A 21,943-nucleotide genomic window follows, 5' to 3' on the forward strand; every position below is an offset into this window, starting at 1 on the left:
AGAACTTCCGATGTACATTCACAGTATTGACTTGGCGACGACTGGATCCAACCACCCAGCCGAGAGGTACCGTCATGCGCAAAGTTTTGGTCGTCTATTTCTCGCAAACTGGGCAGTTGAGACGCATCGCCGAGTCAGTCGCTGCACCCCTGGCACGCGCTGACGATATCAGTCTGCGCTGGCTGTCGCTGAAGCCGACGAAACCATACCCCTTCCCCTGGCCGTTCTTCGCTTTCTTCGATCAATTTCCGGAAGCCGTCTATCTCGACCCGCCCGCGTTGGAGCCGCTGGGCCTGCTCGAAGGCGAGCATTTCGATCTGGTCATACTCGCCTATACCGTATGGTACTTGTCGCCATCGCCGCCGATCACTGCCTTCCTGAAGTCGCCGGAAGGCCGGAGGGTGCTGGCCGGCACGCCGGTCGTCACCCTCATCGGGTGCCGCAACATGTGGCTGCAGGCGCAGGAACGGACAAAGGAACTGCTGACCGACGCCGGCGCTCGGCTGATCGACAACATCGTGCTTACCGATCGCGGCAGCGCGATGAAGACGCTGGTGACGACGCCGCATTGGATGTTCACGGGCAGGCGCGAGGCCTTCTGGGGTGGTTTCTTCCCGCGCGCCGGTATTACAGAGGAGGATATTGCCGGTGCCTCGCGGTTTGGTCGCGCCATCCTCACCGCCATGCGAGCAGGGCTGCCGAGCGCAGACAGGCCGATCGTGACCGGCCTGCGCGCGGCAACCGTCGATCAGCGGCTGATTGCCAGCGAAGAGATCGGACGCCGCAGTTTCATGCTCTGGGGCCGGCTGCTGCGCCGATGCGGACGGCAGGGTGACGCCGCCCGCAAGCCCATCATCGTGCTATGGGCCTGCGTGTTGTTCCTGCTGATCATCACCGTGGTGCCGGTGACGATGGCAGTGCGCAGCCTGCTCAAACCTATCCGCAAGAACAGCATCCAGCGGCAACGCGACTACTTCGAGCGGCCTTCAGGTTCGGCCGACTTCCGCATGGGAGAATTTTCATGACAGCTGCAGTCTATCTCACCCGCGCTGCAAAATTCCTGCCGAACAATCCCGTCGACAACGACAACATGGAGGAAGTGCTTGGCATGATTGGCGGCAAGCCGTCGCGTGCCCGCAAGATCACGCTGCGCAACAACGGCATCCGCACCCGCTATTACGCGATCTCACGCTATACGGGTGAACTGCGCTACACCAATGCGCAACTGACGGCAGAAGCGGTACGGGCGCTGACCGACGACGAGTTTCAGCTCGATGACATCCAGTTGCTGTCCTGCGGTACCTCCTCACCCGACCAGGTGCTGCCCAACCACGCCCTGATGGTGCACGGCGAACTCGGCAACCAGCCCTGCGAGACTTCCGCATCCAGCGGCATTTGCCTGGCGGGACTTCTGGCGATGAAATACGGCTACATGGCGATTGCGGCTGGCCTCGCCCGCAATGCCGTGACAACGGGCTCGGAGCTCTTTTCCACCCTGTTGCGGGCCCAGAATTTCACTCCGGAATCCGACGCCAAAGTCGACGAACTGGAAAGGGAGCCGGGACTGGCCTTCGGCAAGGACTTCCTGCGCTGGATGCTTTCGGACGGTGCGGGCGCGATCCTGCTGAGCGACACACCCAACGCTCATGGACTCTCGATGCGCATCGACTGGATCGAGATGCGTTCCTATGCCAACGAATATGAGACCTGCATGTATCTCGGTACCACCAAGCAGGCCGACGGCAACATGCGCGGGTGGCGCGAAAACACCTCGCTCCAGGACGCGGTCGACAGCGGCGCTTTCGCCTTCGAGCAGGATGTGAAGCTGCTCAATCCCAACATCACCCCGGTGTTGGTCGGCCGCGGCCTGCCGGACATCCTCAAACAGCACAAGCTCGACCCCGATGAAGTCGATTGGTTCCTGCCGCATTTTTCGTCCTATCACTTTCACCCCATCCTGCAGCAATGTCTGCGCGACATCGGCTTCGAGATCCCCGCGCAGCGCTGGTTCATCAACCTTGAGCGCGTCGGCAATGTCGGCGCGGCGTCGATGTATCTGATGGTGGAAGAGTTGCTGAATGGCGGCCGCTGCCGGGCCGGCGATGTGGTGCTTTGCTTCGTGCCGGAAAGCGGCCGTTTCTCCACTGGCTTTATGAAAATGACCGTTGTCGATGCCAGTGGAAGCGCAAGCAGACATTAGGTCCATACCGTCAATCTCACATGGAGTGCACACATGACATCTGCGGTCTATCTCACACGCGCGGCGAAGTTCCTGCCAAACAGCCCCGTCGACAACGACAATGTGGAAGATGTTCTGGGCATGATCGATGGCAGGCCGTCGCGTGCCCGTCGGATCACGCTGCGCAGCAACGGTATCCGCAGCCGGCATTATTCGATCTCCCGCGAAACCGGTGAGCTGCGCTACACCAACGCGCAACTGACTGCCGAGGCGGTGCGCGCGCTGACAGATGAAGACTTCCAACTCGCAGACATCGAGCTTTTGTCCTGCGGCACCACCTCGCCGGACCAGATGCTGCCAAATCATGCCTCGATGGTGCATGGCGAACTGCGTAGCGGTACCTGCGAGACGGCCGCTTCGAGTGGCGGCTGCGTGTCCGGTGTCCTGGCAATGAAATACGGGTACATGGCGGTTGCCGCCGGGCTCGTGCGCAATGCCGTGGTTACCGGTTCGGAGATGCTCTCCACGCAGCTTCACGCACGCAACTTCTCCCCGGAATCCGATGCGAAGATCGCGGAGCTCGAAAGACATGAAGCACTCGCCTTCGAAAAGGACTTCCTGCGTTGGATGCTGTCCGACGGTGCCGGGGCTGCCCTGCTGAGCGGGACACCTAACCCGCAAGGGCTTTCGATGCGCATCGACTGGATCGAGATGCGCTCCTATGCGCACGACCATGAAACCTGCATGTTCATGGGAGCGGCAAAACAACCCGACGGCAGCATCAAGGGCTGGAAGGAATATGGCTCCCTGCAGGAAGTTATCGACAACGACGTGCTTGCCCTGGAACAGGACGTCAAGCTCCTGAACGCCATAGCAGTGCCTGTCACGGTCGCCCGCGGGCTCTCCGACATACTCAAGACGCGTCCACTCGACCCGGACGAAGTCGATTGGTTCCTGCCGCATTATTCATCGGCCTATTTCCGGCCGGTCGTCCAGCAGGCCCTGCGCGACATTGGTTTCGAGATTCCCGAGCAGCGCTGGTTCACCAATCTGGAACGCGTCGGCAATGTCGGCGCGGCGTCGATGTATCTGATGATCGAGGAACTCCTGAATGGGGGGCACTGCCAGATCGGCGACGTCGTTCTTTGCTATGTTCCCGAAAGCGCACGCTTTTCGACCGGTTTCGTCAAAATGACGGTGGTCGATGCGCAGGGCAACACCACCAGGCAATGAGACATCCCCCTGACGGGGTCCGAAGTCGCAGCGAGACGGAAAGCACTGACATCAGCAAAGCGGAGCCGACCATGACACATGCGCAAGTTCGCCTGCAGGAAGACTTCCATCCGACGCACTCGATCCTGGAGTCGACAAGGAGCCTTCTCAATCTGATCACCGGATCCTGGGCATCTCAGGTCGTCTATGCGGCTGCCAAGCTGAAATTGGCCGATGAACTGGCAAGCCGCCCCAGAACAGCGAGGGAGATCGCCTCGGCTGTCGGCGCGATGGAGCGCCCCCTCTACCGACTGCTGCGCGCCATGTCTGGCCTGGGACTGACCGAGGAAGACAGCCAAGGGCGCTTCGATCTCACGCCGACGGGGCAATTGCTGCGCTCGGACGTGCCGAACTCCCTGCATGGTTTCGCGGCACTCAATGGCGAGCATTGGCACTGGCGTAACTGGGGCGGCATCGTCGATTGCGTGAAAAACGGCGGTCCCGTCTTCGACCGACTGTTCGGGATGCCGGTGTTCGCCTATCTCGGACAGCACCCGGAAGCCGGAGCCGCCTTCGATGCGGCAATGACCAGTATAACGGGCGGCTGGAATCCCGCCGTGCTCGCGGCACTCGAGTTCCCCGAGACCGCCACCGTGGTCGATATCGGTGGCGGCGCAGGTGTCCTGCTTGCAGCCATATTGGAGGCCAATCCGCATCTCCGCGGCGTCCTGGTCGACCTCCCGGAAGTGACGGAGCGTGCGGTTTCCAACCCTCGCCTTGCCGCTGCAATCAGCACCGGGCGATGCAAGGTGAGCAGTGGCAGCTTCTTCGAGCCGATCCCTGCCAAGGGCGATATTCACATCATGAAATTCATCATTCACGACTGGGGCGACGAAGAGGCAAGCACGATCTTGACCAACAGCCGCAATGCACTCGAAACGGGCGACCGGCTGATCCTGGTCGAGCAATTGATCGAGCCGGGCAAACCGGCACAGCTCGCCACCCTGACCGACATCGAGATGCTGTTGTTCGTATCGGGAGGCGAGCGCACCGAGCAAGAGTTTGCACAACTGCTGCGTCGGAATGGCTTCGAGCTGACAAAGGCGGTGCCGACCGCCGCTCCGGTCTTCATCATCGAGGCGCGGGCGATATGACAATGTCCAATCACCCCCGCCCAACTCGTGTGCTGCGCGGCGGACAGGCAAGGCCGTTCTACCGCAGAAGGCGCCCGAAGCCAGACGAAAACAGAAAAGAAGGCGAGACCACAGGCCCTGCACCAGCGCATGAGCCAAACTTCAAACGTTCCCCGGGAAAATTCACGAGGCGAACGTTCTACGGCTGGTTCATTCCGCACCCGCTTGGGGTCCTGAAAGACGAGATGTAGACCACCGCGGGGGAGCGAAAAGCCACCGACGCATCAACTTCGCAGGCCGTTTTCAATAGCTTGGCTGGAGCAACTCCAGGAAAAGTGTGTAACGGGTTCTGTCCTGAATTGCGAAAAACAAGGAGTTAGAGCGTTTCCGTGAAAAGCGGAAACACTCGAAGGTCACCGAGAAGAAAGTGTCGGGAAATGGCAAGCGACCTTTCGCCCAGGGCCATGTTCGGTGAGTTCGGGCCGTTCGACGCGGCATCGCTCGGCTGCGATCGGGCATCGGGGATGGAAGCGGCACCCTGACGGCGGCTTGAGCGGACTTGGCACGTCGCCGGTCAGGATGATGCGCTTGCGTACGCCACCAGGCGTCGTCTCTACCACTGGAACGGCCGAGATCAGCGCCTGGCTGTAGGGATGCGCGGGTGTCTCGAACAGTTCTTCCGCTGGCCCCTCCTCCACGATCGATCCCAAATACATGACCGCGATGCGGGTCGAGACCTGGCGGACCACGGACAGGTCGTGGGCGATGAAGATGTAGGTGAGGTTGAGTTTCTCCTGAAGGTCGGCCAGCAGGTTGACGATCTGCGCCTGAACCGACACGTCAAGCGCCGAAACCGGCTCGTCCAGCACGACGAGATCGGGATTGAGCGCAATGGCTCGCGCGATACCGACACGCTGACGCTGCCCGCCTGAGAATTCATGCGGATAGCGCATGACATGGTCCGGGAGGAGACCCACAAGATCGAACAGTTCCGCAACCCGCTTGGCGATTTCGCCGGAGGACAGTTTGGTGTGGATGCGCAGTGGCTCCGCAACCAGGTCTCCGACCCGGCGCCGTGGGTTGAGCGAAGCCGACGGGTCCTGGAACACCATCTGCAAGCGGCGTCTGAACGGCCTCAGTTCAGCCAGCGACTTGCCGGTGATGTCGTCCCCTTCGAACAGCAGCTTGCCGTCGGTGATGTCGTAGAGCCTGACAAGACAGCGCGCCAAGGTGGACTTGCCACAACCCGACTCCCCGACCAGGCCGACGGTTTCGCCACGCCGGACTGTCAGCGAGACGTTGTCGACGGCGTGGACGGTTCGCTTGCCTTGCGAGGAAAAGCGCGTGCCGATCGAGAACCGCTTGCTCAGCGTGCGCGTCTCGATAATTGGCTGGTCCTGTTCCATCATCTGCCCGCTCATGCCTGAACCTGGAAACATGCCGCGGCATGCGCGCCTTGGCCAAGATCTGGCTTGCCGGCCCCGCAGGGCTCATAGTTGACCGGGCAACGTGGGGCGAATGCGCAACCTGCAGGCAAGCGCAGCAGCGATGGCGGCGAGCCGGGAATGGCCGGCAGGCGGCGCGGCTTCTCGCCCGTCAGCGGCGGGATCGAGCCAAGCAGTGCACGGGTATAGGGGTGCTGAGGCGCGGAGAAGAGCTCGCCGCGGCTGCCGCGCTCGACGACGCGCCCGGCATACATGACCATCACCCTGTCGGCGAGTTCGGACACCACCCCCATGTCGTGGGTGATGAAGACGACAGCGGAATTGTGCGTGGCGCGCAGCTTGCGCACGAGATCGAGGATGCCAGCCTGCACCGTCACGTCGAGCGCTGTGGTCGGCTCGTCGGCCACCAGCAGCGCCGGGTTGCAAGAGAGAGCCATGGCAATCACCGCGCGCTGGCGCATGCCGCCCGAAAGCTGATGCGGGAAACGTGACATCGCCTCGCGTGGATTGGGGAAGTTCACCTCGGCGAGCAATTCCTCGACGCGCGCCAGAGCCTGGGATTTACTGACACGCTTGTGTGCACGGATCTGTTCGGCGATCTGCCAGCCGATCGTATAGACCGGCGTCAGCGCGGTCATCGGATCCTGGAAGATCATGGCGATCTCATTGCCGCGCAGGCGTCGAAGTTCGCGGGCCGGCAGCCCCACCAGCTCAGTATTCCTGTAGCGGATCGACCCTTCGATGATCGCATTGGGGTCGGTGATCAGGCCCATTACGGCCAGCAGCGAGACAGTCTTGCCCGAACCGGATTCACCGACGACGCCCAGGATCTCGCCTTCGCCGAGATCGAAGGAAACCCCGTCGATGGCCCGTACCAGCCCCTCATGAGTGCGGAATGAAACCCTGAGGTCGCGAACCGACAGCATCATGATGTCCTCACGCGCGGATCAAGAAGGATATAGACGAAATCCACCACTGCATTGGCCACGACGACGAACATCGAGGCATACATCACCGTGGCCATGATCATCGGCAGATCCAGACTTTGAAGCGCATCATAGGTCAGCTTGCCGATGCCCTGCAGGCCGAAAACCACTTCCGTCAGAAGGGCGGATCCGCCGACAAGCGCGCCGAAATCCAGGCCGAACAAAGTGACGAAGGCGATCAACGAGGTGCGCAACGCGTGGCGCAGCAGGATGCGCGTCTCGGACAGGCCCTTGGCGCGTGCGGTGCGGATGTAGTCTTCCTGCATCGACTCGATGATGGCTGCCCGCAGAACGCGGCCGTAGATGCCTATGTAAAGGATGGCGAGCGTGACCCATGGGATGACCAACGCAAGGAACCAGCCTTTGGGGTCATCGGAGAAATTCTTATAGCCGAGCGGCGGCACCCAGGAAAACAGCCAGGTGTCGTGATAGCGGCTCTGGGTGATGAGGTTCATGACCTCGCCCAGCCAGTAGACAGGCATGGAAATGCCGAGCAATCCCAGCGCCATCAGAAGCTTGTCCAGCCAGCTGTCGCGCGTGGCGGCGGCAACGACGCCAATGAGGATCGACACCAGCACCCACAGAACCGCCGCGCCAAAGACAAGCGACAATGTCACCGGGATCGAATCCAGGACTGCCGGCACGACCTTCCAGCCGCGGTTGACGAAAGAGGTCAGGTCGCCGGTGACGAAGATCTTCTTCATCATCAGCCCGTACTGCACATAGAGTGGACGGTCGAAACCGAAATTGTGGCGCACCGCCTCGAGCACTTCGGGCGATGCGTTGCGGCCGGCGATGCGGGCTGCCGGATCGGAACCCGGTGTTGCAAAGAAGATCAGGAAAACGATGACCGAGATGCCGAACATCACGAACAGCATCTGACCGAAACGGCGCAGGATCGCGTAAATCATCAGTCGCGCCCCAGCCGGACTTTGGAACGAGGGTCGAGTGCGTCGCGCAGGCCGTCGCCAAAGACGTTGAGCGCCATGACGGAAATGGCAATCGCGATACCCGGCGCCAAGGCGACGATCGGGCGCGTATAGAGCAGAGCCTGTCCATCCTGAATGATGGTGCCCCAGCTGGCGGCGGGTGGCTGGACGCCGATCGACAGGAAGGAGAGTGCCGATTCCGTCAGCATGTTCAGTGCCATCATCAACGGCACGAAGACGATCAGGGTGGTGGTGATGTTGGGCAGGATATCGCGCCACAGGATGCGCGAACCCGGAACGCCCAGATTGATGGCGGCCATCACGAACTCGCTGTTGCGCAGCGACAGGACCTGGCCGCGAATGGGTCGCGCCACATAGGGCACGTAGACAATGCCGATGATGATGATGGGCAGCCAGAGACTACCGGATTCAATCGTAATCGGCCCGATCGTGATGCCTTGCGCGATCATCACGATCGAAAGCGAAATCGCCAGGAGATAGATCGGAAAAGCCCACAATATGTCGAGGAGCCGCGACAGCAAGGTGTCGGTAAGGCCTCCGAAATAGCCGGCGACCAGCCCGGTCGCCGTCCCAAGCAGCAACGTCAAGACGGTTGCCACGGCGGATATGAGGAGCGAGTTGAGCCCTCCGTAGAGCAGACGGGCCATGACATCGCGACCCTGGTTGTCCGCGCCGAGGAAGTAGTTGCCGAGCCGCCACGTAGGACCAAGGGGAGTATAGCCCAGACCCAGTCCTTCCGTGGATTGTTCCATCACGGGCACATCCTGCCCATCCAGGATAATGACCGCATCAAGCGTCGAAACGAAAGGATCGACACCGGCCCAGCGCGCATAGAGCGGCGCGCTGAGGCAGGCGACCACGATGAGGACAAAGATTGCCAAGGCCGCCATGGCGGCCTTGTTTCCCATCAGCTTTGCAAAAGCGAGGGCCCAGGGCCCCCGCGTCTTGCGCGGCACGGCGACAACGTTGCTCGACATGAAGCTAGCCCGTCAGCGCGATATCACTGCACCCAGGCCTGGGTCACAATCCAGTAGAACTGGGCGTTGAACTTGAAGTTGCCGAGACGTTTGCTGACAAAGTCCACATGCTTGGGCGTGAACAGCGGCACCGCTGCAGCCTTGTCGGTGACCGCCCGGTCGATTTCCGCCCATGCCTTGTTGGCTGCATCCTGATCGGTCACGCCAAGGTCCATCGCCTGCTTCATCTTGGCGTCGATATCCTTGTCGCAGAAGCCGGAAATGTTGACCGATGCATCCGAGCCTTCGCGGAAGCTGTCGCAACCGAACAGAATGTTGAGGAAGTTCGATGCAGCCGGATAATCCTGGTACCACTGGCTGACCGACATCTGCACCTTGTTGTTGGTGTTCTGAATGTAGGTGAACTGGATGTTGCTGGAGATCGGCTTGACGTCGGCAACATAGCCGATGCTGGTCAGAACGCTCTGGAGATAGACGCCGATCGACCGGGATACGGCGGTGTCTTCCACGATGACCGTGACCTTCTGGCCCTTGGTTCCGGATTCCTCGACCAGTTGCTTGGCCTTGTCGACGTCAGGAGCAGACCATTTTGTTCCCGGATTCTTCGTGAAGGGGCAATAGTCCTCGTGTCCCGGGAAGTCCGGGGGCAGCACCTGGCACACCGGCGTGGCCAACACCTTGCCGCCGAAGAGATTGACCAGAGTGTTGCGGTCGACGGCATAGGCGACAGCCTGTCGAGCCTTCTCGTTGTCAAAAGGCGCCAGGCGCGTGTTCAACGGCGCATACCACCAGGCCGTCAATGGCGAGATGTGAACCTGGTCCATGTATTTGGTGCCCAGTTCAACGAGCCGGTCGGTGGGCGGCTGATCGAACATCCAGTCTGCCTCGCCCTTCTGGATCGCTGTTACCGCCGCTTCCTCGGTCAGGCCGAAGTCGTACTGCACGACGTCCGGATAGCCATCCGGCTGTGCTTCCTCGCTCCACTGCTTGAAGTGCGGATTACGCACCATCGTCATGCCCTTGTTCGGATCGTAGGCCGAAATCGCATACGCTCCGGTGCCCGGGATCGGATTTGAACCGACATCCTCCGTCGGCGTGCCGGCCGGCAAGACCACGGCGTGCGGCATGGCCAGCTTGTCGATGAATTCGGCATCGGGTTTGACGATGTTGATCGTTATCGTGCCGGCGGCTTCGTCGGCTGTCACGCCACCCTCCAGCGTGCAGCTCTTGGTGTCGGCGAGGCATTTGTCGGCACCGACGATGCCAGCATAGAACGTGCCTGAGGTTGGGCCCGATACCTTGAAGATGCGCTGGAATGACGCCACGACGTCCTTCACCGTCATGTCCTGGCCATTGGAGAACTTGATGCCCTTGCGCAGCTTGAAGGTGAAGGTCTTACCGTCGTTGCTCACCGACGGCATATCCTCGGCGAGATCGGCGACGATCTTGAAGCCGTCCTTGCCGTCCGCCTTGCGGAAAGCGACGAGACCATCGTAGAGCGGCTGGAAAATCTGCCAGTATTGCAACGTGTAGTTGATATGCGGATCGAGCGTGCCAGCCGCCGAGCGGGCCAGCAGCCGCATGGTGCCGCCACGATGTTCCTTCAGATATTCCGCATTTGCAGGCGCCTGCCACGTGCAGGTCAGCAAGGTCGCGGCGGCTGCCGCCAAGAGCAGTTTCTTCATTCTTATTCCCCTTTTTTCAGTTGTCGTTCTGGTGCAGGAATGAACCGACCACCCGCATGCATTCCTCTTGCTCTTCGACATGCGGCATGTGGCTGGAATGCTCGAATATCACCCAGCTGGCGCCCTTGATGCCGTCCTTGTAGGGTTGCACCGTCGCCGGCGTGGCCTCGTCATGGCGCCCCGAGACGATCAACGTCGGAACATCGATCGCCGGCAAGCGGTCGATCACGCTCCAGGTTTTTAGCGTACCGATGACGTGGAATTCGTTCGGGCCGTTCATCACATTGTAGACGGTCGGGTTGCGTGCCACCTGAGCGAGGCTTTCAGCCACCTCCGGCGGAAAAGGCACCACGCGGCAGACGTGCCGCTCGTAAAACACCATTGTCGCCTGCTGATACTCCGCAGCGTCGGTGGTGCCCGCCTTTTCGTGTCGCGTCAGCGTTTCCTGCACATCCTCAGGAAGGTCGGCACGCAGGCGATTGGCTTCTTCCACCCACAGTTTCATCGATGCCGGCGAGTTGGCGATCGTCAGCGATTTCAGACCTTTCGGCTGCAGCACCGCATATTCGGCGCCGAGCATGCCGCCCCAGCTCTGGCCCAGTACATGGAAGCCCGCCCGGATGCCGAGGTGATCGACCAGGTTTTCGAGCTCGTCTATGAACAGTTGCGGCGTCCAGAAGTCGGCACCTTTTTCGGGCAGCAAGGTCGAGTTGCCGCAACCGAGCTGATCGTAATGGATGACAGCGCGCCCGTCCCGCGCGAGCAATTTGTAGGCGTCGACATAGTTGTGCGCGACGCCCGGACCGCCATGGAGGATCACCAGTGGAGGTTTCTCGCCGCCGAGTTCGCCGGCTATCCGGTACCAGGTTTCATAATCCCTGAAGCTGGCACGGCCTTCTCTAACGACGATCTCAGACGACATTCCGCTTTCCTACCCTGATTGAACAAACCCGGTCGCACCGCATCATCAAGCCCTGCTGGTGCGAACCCATTCCTCCAGCATCTGGACACCAAAAGCCGTCGCGCCCTGGCGGCCGCCTGGGCCATCGGTTTCAGCCAGTTCCTTGCCGGCGATATCGAGATGAACCCAGGCGCAGCCTTCAGTGAAATGGCGCAGGAAAGCCGCCGCGTAAGGCGCGTCGCCATCCTCCATGTCCTTGGCGTGATGCCTGAGATCGGCAAACGGCGACTGCAGCCCTTCATCGTAAGCGCGGTCGAGCGGCAGGCGCCAGAAACGCTCACCCACCGTCTCACCGGCGGCGACCATCTGTGAAGCAATGGCATCATCGGTGCTGAACAGGCCAGCGAAGATCGAGCCGAGCCCACGCATGACCGAATAGGTCAAGGTTGCCAGGTCGACCATTGCCGCGGGCTTGAAGCGCGTCGCGGTATAGTAGAGGCAGTCCGCCAGAAGCAGACGCCCCTCCGCGTCGGTATCGAACACTTCCACTGTTTGTCCGGAAGCCGTCGTGATGATCTCGCGCGGTTTCAAGGCCGTGCCCGAGGGCAGGTTCTCGGCGATACCCAGGACGCCGACCACATGCACCGGGCTGTCCTGCCGGGCGAGCGCCAACAGCAGGCCGCACACCGCCGCAGCGCCAGCCATGTCGGCCTTCATGTCGAACATCTGCGCGCCGCCCTTGATACAAAGGCCGCCGGAATCGAAGCAGACACCCTTGCCGACAAAGGCGAGTGGCTGTGCATTGGCGTTCTTGCCGCGATATCGCAGAACCGCCACCTTGGGCGCTCGAACTGAACCCGCCCCAACGGCCAGAAGCGCGTTCATGCCGAGTTTCTTCAGCTCTTTCGCGTCGAGAATCTCAACCTCGAGACCGGCCTGACGCAGGGGGTCGAGATGATCAGCGAAACTGTCGGGATGAAGATGGTTCGGCGGCAGATTGACAAGGGTGCGCGCGTATTCAACGCCATCGGCGATGGCGAGCGTGCGGGCGAGTTCCGCCCGCAATTCCGCCTGTCCGGCCGCGACCAGACGAATACGCCAGACCTGATCGGCACCGGCCTTCGGCCGCTTGTTGCGCATATCGAAGCGATAGCGGCGCAGCCGCATGCCAAGCGCGACGCGCGCGAGGACTTCGGCCTCGGTCACACGGACGCCGGCGACGGCATCGAAAAGCAGCGTTGCTTCATTTTCACCCTTGGCTTCCAGATGAGCGGCCAGAGCACCGCCCGCACGTGTCAGCGAGAGGGCAGTCACCGTATCCGCATTGCCCAACGCGAGCACGATCACACGCCGTGCGTTTACCCCGTGAGGTGGGACAAGATCGAGGCAGGCGCCGTTTTCGTTCAAGGCGCCAGCGCCTGAACAGGCCCGAGATATGATCCCGCCGATCTTGCTATCCAATGCCTGAGCTTGAGAACCGAGGTCGCTTCCTGGCGTCTGCAGGATGACGATGACGGAGGCGTCCGCCGGGAGGTTGTCTGTCGTTTCAAAGACCGGCACTGGCGACTGCGGCATCAGGCGGGTATCTCCTCCAAATTGTCGGGGCTCAAACAAGGTGCGGCCGCCGCGACATGCCCCGGCCCCGGCAGTGATGCCGGTCCGAAATGTTCATGCGCGAAGCCGCATCCGCCGATGACGGAATGTTCCGGAGCCCCGAATAGTCGTGTTCTCTTGACGACTTAGTTGTTCTTGTCTCTTGGGTATCGCTGACAACGCAGGCGTTCAAACGCCAATTTTGTCCTTGTCGATTGACAAAAACTCAGCTGAGAACCCATGATCGGGCAATGGCTCTACCCTCACTCAATGGCATGCGTGCTTTCGAGGCTGCAGCACGTCTTGGCAGCATCAAGGATGCCGCGGAAGAACTGCATCTCACGGCATCGGCGGTTAGCCGCCATATTCGCACGCTCGAGAAAAATCTCGGCCAGGATCTGTTCGAACGGGGATTTCGTCAGGTCACGCTGACGACAAGAGGCTCCTATTACGCGCGCAATCTCTCGGAAGCCTTCGAGGCGATATGGCGTGCCACGGAGGATGTCAGCTTTCACGACGGCGCGCGGCGCGACAAGGCTCAGCGCCTACGCGTCCTGTGTGTACCCCCGGTCTTGAACCTCTGGCTCGCGGACCGGCTGCCGGGTTTCCGGCGGCAGCATCCGTCAGTCGACCTTGAGATCCTGACTTCAGGCAAACGCACCAATTTCGATTTGGCCATCGTCGACGAGTTCGACTACAAGGCCGGCCCGGCGCTGACACTGCTCATCCCGCTGGTGCTGACTCCCGTCTGTTCGCCTGCGCTGCTCGACGGGACCGTACCGCTGCGATCACCCGCCGATCTGATCCACCATCACCTGATCCATGAGTGCGAAACCAACAGATGGAAGCGCTGGCTGGAACAGGAAGGTGTCTTCGAGGCAATGCCGAAATCCAGCACCGTGCTCGACGACTGCACGCTGATCATGCGCGAGGCGATGAACGGCGGCGGGGTAGCGCTCGCCGACACGATGATGGCCCAGGACCTGCTGCATCAGGGCAAGCTCGTCGCTCCCTTCAAGGCACGTCATACCTATCCGGCAGGCATCTATCTCTATCAACGCCGCAGCATAGGCAGCAAACAGAGCGCCGCGTTGTTCCAGAACTGGCTGCTTGAACAGGTCGCCGAACACAAGAGAGTGATGGCGATCGACTAGCGAATGACCTCGACGCTGGGTCACCTTCCCCGCTGCCAGCAACGGATCGTATGACCTTCCGCGATCATCTTGCCCGGCGGCTCAGCTTCCATGCAGGCAGGTTGCGCCTGCGGACAGCGGCTGGCGAAAGCACAGCCCTGACCTGCCTGGGTTTCGATTTCCGAAGCAAAGGGGGCAGGCCCGGCGGGACCTGGCTCCGTGTCGTCGGCAGCGAGCAGCATCTCCGTGTACGGATGATTGGGACCCGCGAAGATCTGCTCGGATGCCCCTTCTTCGACAAGGCGGCCGCGATAGAGCACGCCGATCCTGTCGGCCATGTAGCGCACGACCCTGAGATCGTGGCTGATGAACAGATACGCCGTGTCGTTACGGCGCTGCAGGTCGTTGAGCAGGTTGAGAACAGTCGCCTGTACCGAGACGTCGAGAGCCGAGGTCGGCTCATCAAGGACCACCAGCTTCGGTGTTCCCGAAAAGGCACGGGCGATTGCCGCGCGCTGGCGTTGGCCACCTGAAAGCGCCCCCGGCTTGCGCTCGGCGAATGACGGCGCAAGCCGCACCGACCCAAGCAGGTCCGATATTCGCTGCGTCCTGGCAGATCTTGGCAGATCGGCCAGACGCCGCAGCGAGCGGCCGAGGATGGTGCTGATCCGCTGCTGCGGATTCAATGTGCGATCCGGCGATTGGAAAACCATCTGAATGTCGCGACGCTGGCTGGACTTGCGCCGTTCCACACGCGTGGCGGCTGCCTGTCCAGACAGTTCGACCGTGCCCGCGACAGGAGCCTGCAGGCCGGTGACGATCCTGGCGAGCGTCGACTTCCCGGAGCCGGACTCACCAATCAAGCCATAGGTCTCGCCGGCAGCAATGCTGAGGTCGACATCGTGGAGAACCGCCTGGCCGCCAAAGGACTGCCGGATGTCCTTGCACCGGAGCACGGTCTGGCGCTGGCAGCCAATCAGCGTGTCATCTGAAACCGGGAGTTCCTCGGCCGATTGGTCCGCGCAAGGCGATCCACTTTCGGCAAGCCGCCCGTCGCGCTTGGTATAGGTCAATGTCGGGATGCTGCGGACCAACATCTGCGTATAGGAATGCCGCGGTTCGTCGAACAACGTGCTGGCGTTGCCGCTTTCGACAACGACGCCGGACTGCATCACCGCGACGCGCTCGCAGCAGCGTTTGACCAGGTCGATGTCATGGCTGATCAAAAGGATACCGGTCTGGTGGCTTCGGCGAAGGTCGTCCAGGATCGCGATGATCTCGGACTGCACGCTGGCGTCGAGCGCGGTGGTCGGCTCGTCCAGGATCAGCAGGGCGGGGTCGAGCGCAATGGCAATCGCGATATTGGCCCGCTGCTGCATGCCGCCCGACAGTTCGTGCGGATAAAGCCGAAGCACACGCTCCGGATCAGCGACACGCACACGGCGTAGAAGATCAGCGGCCTGCAAGGAAGCGTCCTGCTGGCTGGCACGACGATGTCGCACGATGGTCTCGGTGATCTGCCTGCCGATCGTCAGGCTGGGATTGAGCGCCGAACCGGGGTGCTGGTAGACGGCTGCAATGCGATCGCCGCGCAACCGGCGCAGTTCCTCCGGCGAGAGCGTTCGCAGATCGCGTCCCAGGAATTGCAATGCGGAGGCCTCCACCTGCGTGTGTTTCGGCAGATAACGCAGGGCGGCCAATGCCACCGAACTCTTGCCGGAGCCGGACTCGCCAACCAGGCCCAACGCTTCGCCAGGCCCCACACTCAGCGAGACATTGCTGACGGCACGCTGCAGCGATCTGCCTGACCGGTAGCTGACGGAGAGGCGTTCGATGTTCAGAACGGATGGCGATGACGTCTCTTTCGGAACCACATTCTTCTCGCTTTGCCGTCCGGGGCAACGGCTTCCGGATGTGAGATCCATAATGTCTATAAAATTACTCGTATTGAATATGCGCGCAATCTAACCTTTTGCCGGTTTGGAGATTTCCAGCCGCCAACTCCGCCGATGCGGCGAAGTTTTTGACTGCAGAAGGGAGGCAACCAGCCATGGCGCATGGTCACATCATCCTCAGCGCATTCTTCTTCAATCCGCAGGGCGATCACCGGATGTCGTGGCGGCATCCGCGCGCGCCGGGCCGCGAAATCCTCGACTTCGACTATTATCGTGATCTCGTGCAGGCGGCAGAGCGCGCCAAGATCGACACGATCTTCGTCGCCGATCACGTGTCGATCTGGGATTCGGTCAAGAGCGGCGTCGCCCACTACGCCAATGCCCGGTTGGAGCCGTTGACGCTTCTGGCGGCGCTGGCCGGCGTGACCCGTCACATCGGCCTGATCACCACGGCCTCGAGTTCCTACAGCGAGCCCTACAATGTGGCGCGCTTCTTTGCCTCGCTCGATCACATCAGCAAGGGTCGCGCTTCCTGGAACGTCGTGACCTCCGCCATGGAAGAGGAAGCCAGGAACTTCGGACGAGACGGCAACATCGACCATGCACTGCGTTACGAACGGGCCGGCGAATATCTCGATATCGTCAAGGCGCTGTGGGACAGCTGGGAGGACGAGGCGCTGCTGATCGACAAGGAGACCGGTTACTTCGCCGACCCGGCCAAGGTCCACGCCATCAATCACAAGGGACCACATTTCAGGGTACGCGGTCCGCTCAATGTCCCGCGACCGCCGCAAGGCCATCCGCTGATCGTGCAGGCCGGTTCGTCGGAGGACGGCAAGAATTTCGCAACGGCCCATGCCGACGCGCATTTCGCGATCTTCAGCACCAGGGAAGATGGTGTCCGCTATCGCAAGGACATCAACGAGCGCCTTGCCCGCCACGGCAGGCACCCGGAGAGTTTCAAGATCCTGCCGGGCATCCTGCCGATCGTCGCCGGCTCGAAGGACGAGGCGCTCGAGCGTCAGGAATACCTGCAGACGCTGCTTCCCGATCAGGTCGGCATCGACCTTCTGTCGAGCTGGAGCGGACTCGATCTTTCGGCCTATCCCCCTGACGGCCCCGTGCCACCGTTGCCGGATGAAAGCACGTTCAACGGCGGCCACACCTCGCTCAATCGTGTGCGGCAATGGGCCAAGCAGAACCTCACTCTGCGCGAAGTGGCACGCCGCCTTTCCAACAGCGGCTCAGTCCCGACGGTCGCCGGAACGCCGGTCGAGATCGCCGACCAGTTGGAGGACTGGTTCGTTGCCGGAGCCGCGGACGGCTTCAACCTGATGTTCCCGCTGCTGCCGGAAGACTGGCACGCCTTTGCCGAAAACGTGGTGCCGGAACTGCAGCGCCGCGGCCTTTTCCGGACCGAATACGAGCCCGGCACGCTGCGCGACCGCCTCGGCCTTGCCCGACCGGCCAACCGCTTTGCCGAGCAGCGCGACAATGTACGCGCGGTGTCCTGACCGCGGCATGGAGATGAAACAATGAATGCCCCCGTGACCAATACGAAGCTGCAGCCGCGCGAAGCCAGCACACCCCGGCTCGTCAACGTCCTTTCCAGCCCGAAGCGTATCCGCGTTCGTTTCGACGGCCAGACCATAGCCGACAGTCGCGACGTGCTCGTGCTCCGCTCGAACCACTTCCTGCCGATCTACTTCTTCCCCGCTGAGGCGGTGCTGCCGTCCGTGCTCAAACCCTCAGGATATCGCGACCCGCACGAGGTCGGCGGCGAACGCCAGTACTGGAACCTGGATAGCGGAGGCCGGCAAACGGCGAACGCAGCCTGGACCTTCGTGTCGCCGCCGGACGAGGAATTGCATCTGCTTTCCGGCCGTATCGCCTTCGTCTGGAACGCGGTCGACCAATGGCTCGAAGAGGAGGAAGAGGTCTTCGTCCATGCGCGCGACCCTTACGCCCGCATCGATGTCCTGCACAGCACAAGCCATGTCAGGGTCTGGTTCGACGGCGAGTTGATCGCGGACAGCCGGCGCCCGGTGCTCTTGTTCGAGACCCATCTGCCGACCCGCTACTATATCCACCCCGACGATGTGCGGCTCGACCGCCTGGTTGCCTCGGACAGCAACACGCGCTGTCCCTACAAGGGCATCGCTTCCTACTGGTCCGGACAGCTGAAGGACGGGTCGATCGCCAGGGACATCGCCTGGAGCTACCGCGATCCGATCGACGAGATCCCGAAGATCAAAGGGCTGATCGCCTTCTATCCGCAAGCTGTGGATCGCATCGAACTCGACGGCGAAATCGTCTCCTAGCCGTTCTCGCCACTTCCTCCATCCATCGGAAAAGCCATGACCAAACGTTCTGATATCGATGCCTTGCGCGGCCTGTCCGGCGATCTCTGGAATGTCGCCGTAGATGAACATGCCGCCGGATTCCTCAAACGCCGCGACTTGCTCAAATACGCGATGCTGATCGGCCTGACCGGGTTCGCGACGTCGCAGGGGCTCGGCTTGTCCAGCCCGGCGCGCGCTGCCACCAGCAAGCCGGGCGGCACGGTCCGCGTCGGTCTCGACCAGCCAACCGCGGCCATCGATCCTATCCTGGTGACCGACCCCGCCAGCATCGCGCTGATCAGCCAGGTGGGTGAATATCTGCTGCTGGACGACCCGAAGGACGGTCTGCTGCCGCGGCTCGCCGTTTCCTGGGAAGCGGACGAGACCGCCCAGCGCTGGACCTTCAAGCTCAGGCAAGGCGTCAAATTCAACGACGGCCGAGCGGTCACGGCAAAGGATGTTGTCGCCTCGTTCGAACGGCTGGTCGACCCCAAGAGCGGTTCATCGGCCCTCTCCGCCTACAAAGGGATCCTGTCCAAGGGCGCCATCCGGCAAGTCGACGAGCAGACGGTCGCCTTCGAACTCGACGCGCCCAACAGCAATTTTCCTTTCTATGTCTCATCCGACGTCGTCAACGCCATCATCCTGCCGGCGGACTATAGCGGCGACTTCGAGAAGACCTTTATCGGCACCGGGCCGTTCAAACTGGAATCCTTCCGCCCCAAGCAGGGCGCGACATTCGTGCGCAATCCCGACTACTGGGGAGAACAGGCTCTGCCGGACAAAGTCGAGATCAAGTTCTTCGACGACTCGCAGGCGCAGTTGCTGGCGCTGCAGGCCGGCCAGTTGGATGTGATCCCCGAGACCACCCGATCCTCGCTGGCGATCGAGGGCAATCCCGCCTTCAGGATCATCAGCGTGCAGGCAAGCTCGCATGACGAGGTCCACCTGCGCACCGATCAGACGCCATTTACCGACAAACGGGTACGCCGGGCGCTTGCCTTGACAATCGATCGCGAAGCCGTGGTGAAAGGCCTGCTCAAAGGCAGGGCGATCGTCGGCAACGACACACCTTTCGCGCCGATCTTCCCATCCTCGGATCCATCGGTTCCGCAGCGCAAGCAGGATCTCGCCGAGGCAAAGCGCCTGCTTGCTGAAGCCGGCTTCGCCAACGGTTTCGACGTCACACTGACCACCGAGCGCGCCTACGACATTCCCGACTATGCCGTGCTGATCCAGAATTTCGCGAAGAAGGCCGGCATCAACATCAAGCTCAACGTGCTGCCGCAAGACGCCTACTACGGGTCAGCCACCTTCGGCAGCTCACCCTGGCTGGATTCCGTGCTCGGCATTACCGATTTCGGCCACCGCGGCACACCCGATATCTTCCTGAATGCAACGCTCAAGAGCAGCGGCACCTGGAACGCCGCGCATTTCAACAACCCCACCTATGATGGCTTGCTGCTGGACTACAGCAAGGCCCGTGACCTTCAGGCGCAGAGGCTGGTCGCCGGCAAGATCCAGAATCTGCTGCTGGACGAGACGCCGCTGATCATCAGCTATTTCTCGCAGTACAGCCGCATCACCAGCGCGAAGATCGAGGGCGTGCGCTTCACGGCGATCTCGCACCTTCTGCTCGATCGCGCTTCCTTCGCATGAGGAAGAGTGACCGATGACGCTCGGCCGAACCATCGCTTCGCGCATCGGTTCGCTGCTGTTGACCCTATGGCTGCTCAGCGTGCTGGTGTTCTTTGCCGGGCAGGTCCTGCCCGGCGATGTCGGGCGCGTCATGCTCGGACCTTTTGCTGATGCCGAGGCTGTCGCGGCCCTCAACCGGAAGCTCGGCACGGACCAACCGGTGCTCGTGCAATACTGGAGCTGGTTCGAGAAGGCGATCCAGGGCGACTTCGGCGTGTCGCTGTCGTTGCGCCAGCCTGTGGCACCCCTGGTCCTGGAAAGCCTGCGCAATTCGGCGGCGCTGGCCGGTGTCTCCCTCGCCCTGCTGATCCCGCTGGGTATCGGCACCGGCATCGTCGCCGGACTGAAAGCCGGAAGTCTCATTGACCGGGCGATCGTGCTCTCCGGCATATCCCTGGCGATCGTGCCGGACTTCGTTTCCGGTCTTCTGCTGCTGATCGTGTTCGGCCTGTGGCTGAACTGGTTTCCGATATCGGGCGTCGCCCCGGACGGTTCAGGCTTCTGGACCAGCAGCTACTATCTGATCCTGCCCGCGCTGCCGCTCGTGCTCAATCTTCTCGGCTACATAGCGCGAATGACCCGTGCCGGCGTGATCGAGGCTGTCAACGCCGACTATACGCGTTCTGCGGTCCTGAAGGGCCTCACCCGGCACGAGATCATCTTCCGCCACGTACTGCGCAATGCGCTGACGCCGACGATCGCGGTGATTGCCACGCAGAGCGGCTTCCTGCTCGGTGGCCTCATCGTCATCGAGGCGCTGTTCGGCATCCAGGGCCTCGGCAATCTCGTTTTGACAGCTGCCAAGGCACGGGACTTCCCGACCCTGGAAGCCGGTGTCCTGGTCATCGCCGCGATCTTTGTGGTGTCGGCCACCATCGGCGATCTGATCCAGATGCTGCTTGATCCCCGACAGCGGCGCAGGGCGGCAACATGACCGATCTCGTCCACGCTCCGGCGCCAGACGCCGCCGCGCTCAAAACCAGCTTCCTGTCCAGGCTGCGCAGCATACTTCCGGCACCGTCCATGCTGGTCGGCGGTGCCATCCTGCTGTTCTGGATAGCGTGCGCGGTGTTCGGGCACCTGTTCGTGCCGTTCGACCCCTACGCTGAAGACTTCCTTGCCATGCTCGCGCCACCGGATGCAGTCCACTGGTTAGGAACCGACACGCTGGGTCGCGACATCCTTTCCCGTATCGTGGTCGGTTCGCGCGATATCCTGCTGGTCGCGCCGCTCGCCACCTTGGCCGGCGTCACAGCCGGCAGCTTCATCGGGCTTGTACTCGGCTACTTCAACGGCTGGGTGGATGCCATCGGCGCGAGGCTGCTCGATGCCCTGATGGCGTTTCCTTTCATCGTGCTGGTCACCATGACGCTGGTCGCACTAGGCCCGTCGAACCTGACGGTCATCCTGGTGATTGGCATCGCATATGCCCCCCTCGTCGCGCGCACCGTACGTACGGCCGTGCGGCAGGAGCGCGAACGCGACTATGTCAGTGCCGCACGACTGGCGGGAGAAAGCTCGGCCGGCATCATGCTGTTCGAGATCCTGCCGAATGTGCGCGAGACGATCCTGGTCGAACTGATCACGAGGCTCGGCTATGCTTTCTTTTCCATCGCCACGCTGAGCTTCCTCGGGCTCGGGATCCAGCCGCCATCGGCGGACTGGGGGCTGGCCATCGCGGAGGGATATGGGTTCCTCACCGGCGGCAAGTGGTGGATTGTCGTCTTCAATTCCGGCGCGATCATTTCGCTGGTGATGGCCGCCAACCTGATCGCGCAGGGAATCGGTGCGTTCGAGCCCGACAAGGACTAACG

Annotated in this window: 18 protein-coding genes; 10 read left to right on the plus strand and 8 right to left on the minus strand. The window is 61.7% G+C overall.

Annotated elements, in window-relative coordinates; all coding sequences use genetic code 11:
* Positions 1–74 precede the first annotated feature (74 nt).
* The 4 genes from ACFWYE_RS17270 (at position 75) to ACFWYE_RS17285 (ending at position 4,545) form a co-directional block, all read left to right on the plus strand.
* The gene (locus ACFWYE_RS17270; protein WP_379113011.1) at positions 75–1,025 is read left to right on the plus strand and encodes a dialkylrecorsinol condensing enzyme; all 951 of its coding nucleotides are present in this window, start codon (positions 75–77) and stop codon (positions 1,023–1,025) included.
* Entirely contained in the window at positions 1,022–2,200 is a 1,179-nt protein-coding gene (locus ACFWYE_RS17275) for a beta-ketoacyl-ACP synthase III (RefSeq protein WP_379113013.1), read from the plus strand. The genes ACFWYE_RS17270 and ACFWYE_RS17275 overlap by 4 nt, the downstream gene beginning before the upstream one ends.
* A 33-nt stretch (positions 2,201–2,233) precedes the next feature.
* Entirely contained in the window at positions 2,234–3,412 is a 1,179-nt protein-coding gene (locus tag ACFWYE_RS17280) for a beta-ketoacyl-ACP synthase III (protein WP_379113015.1), read from the plus strand.
* 71 nt (positions 3,413–3,483) lie between these two features.
* Complete coding sequence (locus ACFWYE_RS17285) at positions 3,484–4,545, plus strand: methyltransferase (protein WP_379113017.1); 1,062 nt, start codon at positions 3,484–3,486, stop codon at positions 4,543–4,545.
* 392 nt (positions 4,546–4,937) lie between these two features.
* Here ACFWYE_RS17285 and ACFWYE_RS17290 read toward each other — a convergent pair whose 3' ends face one another.
* From ACFWYE_RS17290 to ACFWYE_RS17320, 7 genes are read right to left on the minus strand one after another with little or no spacing between them, the layout of a single operon-like run.
* The gene (locus ACFWYE_RS17290) at positions 4,938–5,933 is read right to left on the minus strand and encodes an ABC transporter ATP-binding protein (protein ID WP_379113018.1); all 996 of its coding nucleotides are present in this window, start codon (positions 5,931–5,933) and stop codon (positions 4,938–4,940) included.
* A gap of 8 nt (positions 5,934–5,941) precedes the next feature.
* On the minus strand, positions 5,942–6,898 hold the full coding sequence (locus ACFWYE_RS17295; protein ID WP_379113020.1) for an ABC transporter ATP-binding protein: 957 nt from the start codon (positions 6,896–6,898) through the stop codon (positions 5,942–5,944).
* The gene (locus tag ACFWYE_RS17300) at positions 6,895–7,866 is read right to left on the minus strand and encodes an ABC transporter permease (RefSeq protein ID WP_379113021.1); all 972 of its coding nucleotides are present in this window, start codon (positions 7,864–7,866) and stop codon (positions 6,895–6,897) included. Before ACFWYE_RS17300 ends, ACFWYE_RS17295 begins: the two co-directional genes overlap by 4 nt.
* A complete protein-coding gene (locus ACFWYE_RS17305; protein WP_379113024.1) occupies positions 7,866–8,882 on the minus strand; it encodes an ABC transporter permease in 1,017 nt (338 codons plus the stop codon). Before ACFWYE_RS17305 ends, ACFWYE_RS17300 begins: the two co-directional genes overlap by 1 nt.
* A 23-nt stretch (positions 8,883–8,905) precedes the next feature.
* Positions 8,906–10,567, minus strand: a complete 1,662-nt coding sequence (locus tag ACFWYE_RS17310; protein ID WP_379113027.1) for an ABC transporter substrate-binding protein — start codon at positions 10,565–10,567, stop codon at positions 8,906–8,908.
* A gap of 16 nt (positions 10,568–10,583) precedes the next feature.
* Positions 10,584–11,489 carry a proline iminopeptidase-family hydrolase gene (locus tag ACFWYE_RS17315; protein WP_379113029.1) on the minus strand — a complete coding sequence of 302 codons (906 nt, stop codon included), beginning with the start codon at positions 11,487–11,489 and terminating at the stop codon, positions 10,584–10,586.
* Positions 11,490–11,534: 45 nt separating this feature from the next.
* Positions 11,535–13,043 (minus strand): leucyl aminopeptidase, encoded by a 1,509-nt coding sequence (locus tag ACFWYE_RS17320; RefSeq protein WP_379113032.1) that lies wholly within the window; start codon positions 13,041–13,043, stop codon positions 11,535–11,537.
* A 269-nt stretch (positions 13,044–13,312) separates the two neighbouring features.
* Between ACFWYE_RS17320 and ACFWYE_RS17325 the strand changes: the two genes are divergently transcribed.
* On the plus strand, positions 13,313–14,215 hold the full coding sequence (locus tag ACFWYE_RS17325; RefSeq protein ID WP_379061890.1) for a LysR substrate-binding domain-containing protein: 903 nt from the start codon (positions 13,313–13,315) through the stop codon (positions 14,213–14,215).
* Between the two features lie 20 nt (positions 14,216–14,235).
* Here ACFWYE_RS17325 and ACFWYE_RS17330 read toward each other — a convergent pair whose 3' ends face one another.
* A complete protein-coding gene (locus ACFWYE_RS17330; protein WP_379113035.1) occupies positions 14,236–16,068 on the minus strand; it encodes a dipeptide ABC transporter ATP-binding protein in 1,833 nt (610 codons plus the stop codon).
* 176 nt (positions 16,069–16,244) lie between these two features.
* Here ACFWYE_RS17330 and ACFWYE_RS17335 point away from each other — a divergent pair, with 176 nt between their 5' ends.
* Genes ACFWYE_RS17335 through ACFWYE_RS17355 form a run of 5 tightly spaced genes read left to right on the plus strand, consistent with a single transcriptional unit; the run spans position 16,245 to position 21,941 of the window.
* Positions 16,245–17,603, plus strand: a complete 1,359-nt coding sequence (locus tag ACFWYE_RS17335; RefSeq protein ID WP_379113037.1) for an LLM class flavin-dependent oxidoreductase — start codon at positions 16,245–16,247, stop codon at positions 17,601–17,603.
* 21 nt (positions 17,604–17,624) lie between these two features.
* Positions 17,625–18,410: a DUF427 domain-containing protein gene (locus tag ACFWYE_RS17340; RefSeq protein ID WP_379061897.1), complete on the plus strand. Its 786-nt coding sequence runs from the start codon at positions 17,625–17,627 to the stop codon at positions 18,408–18,410.
* Between the two features lie 36 nt (positions 18,411–18,446).
* Entirely contained in the window at positions 18,447–20,090 is a 1,644-nt protein-coding gene (locus ACFWYE_RS17345) for an ABC transporter substrate-binding protein (protein WP_379113040.1), read from the plus strand.
* 13 nt (positions 20,091–20,103) lie between these two features.
* Positions 20,104–21,063, plus strand: coding sequence for an ABC transporter permease (locus tag ACFWYE_RS17350; protein ID WP_379113043.1), 960 nt, complete (start codon positions 20,104–20,106; stop codon positions 21,061–21,063).
* A complete protein-coding gene (locus tag ACFWYE_RS17355) occupies positions 21,060–21,941 on the plus strand; it encodes an ABC transporter permease (RefSeq protein ID WP_379113046.1) in 882 nt (293 codons plus the stop codon). The genes ACFWYE_RS17350 and ACFWYE_RS17355 overlap by 4 nt, the downstream gene beginning before the upstream one ends.
* Positions 21,942–21,943: the final 2 nt, after the last annotated feature.

Origin of the sequence: Mesorhizobium sp. NPDC059025, from assembly GCF_042739655.1 — a bacterium.
Taxonomy (GTDB): domain Bacteria; phylum Pseudomonadota; class Alphaproteobacteria; order Rhizobiales; family Rhizobiaceae; genus Mesorhizobium.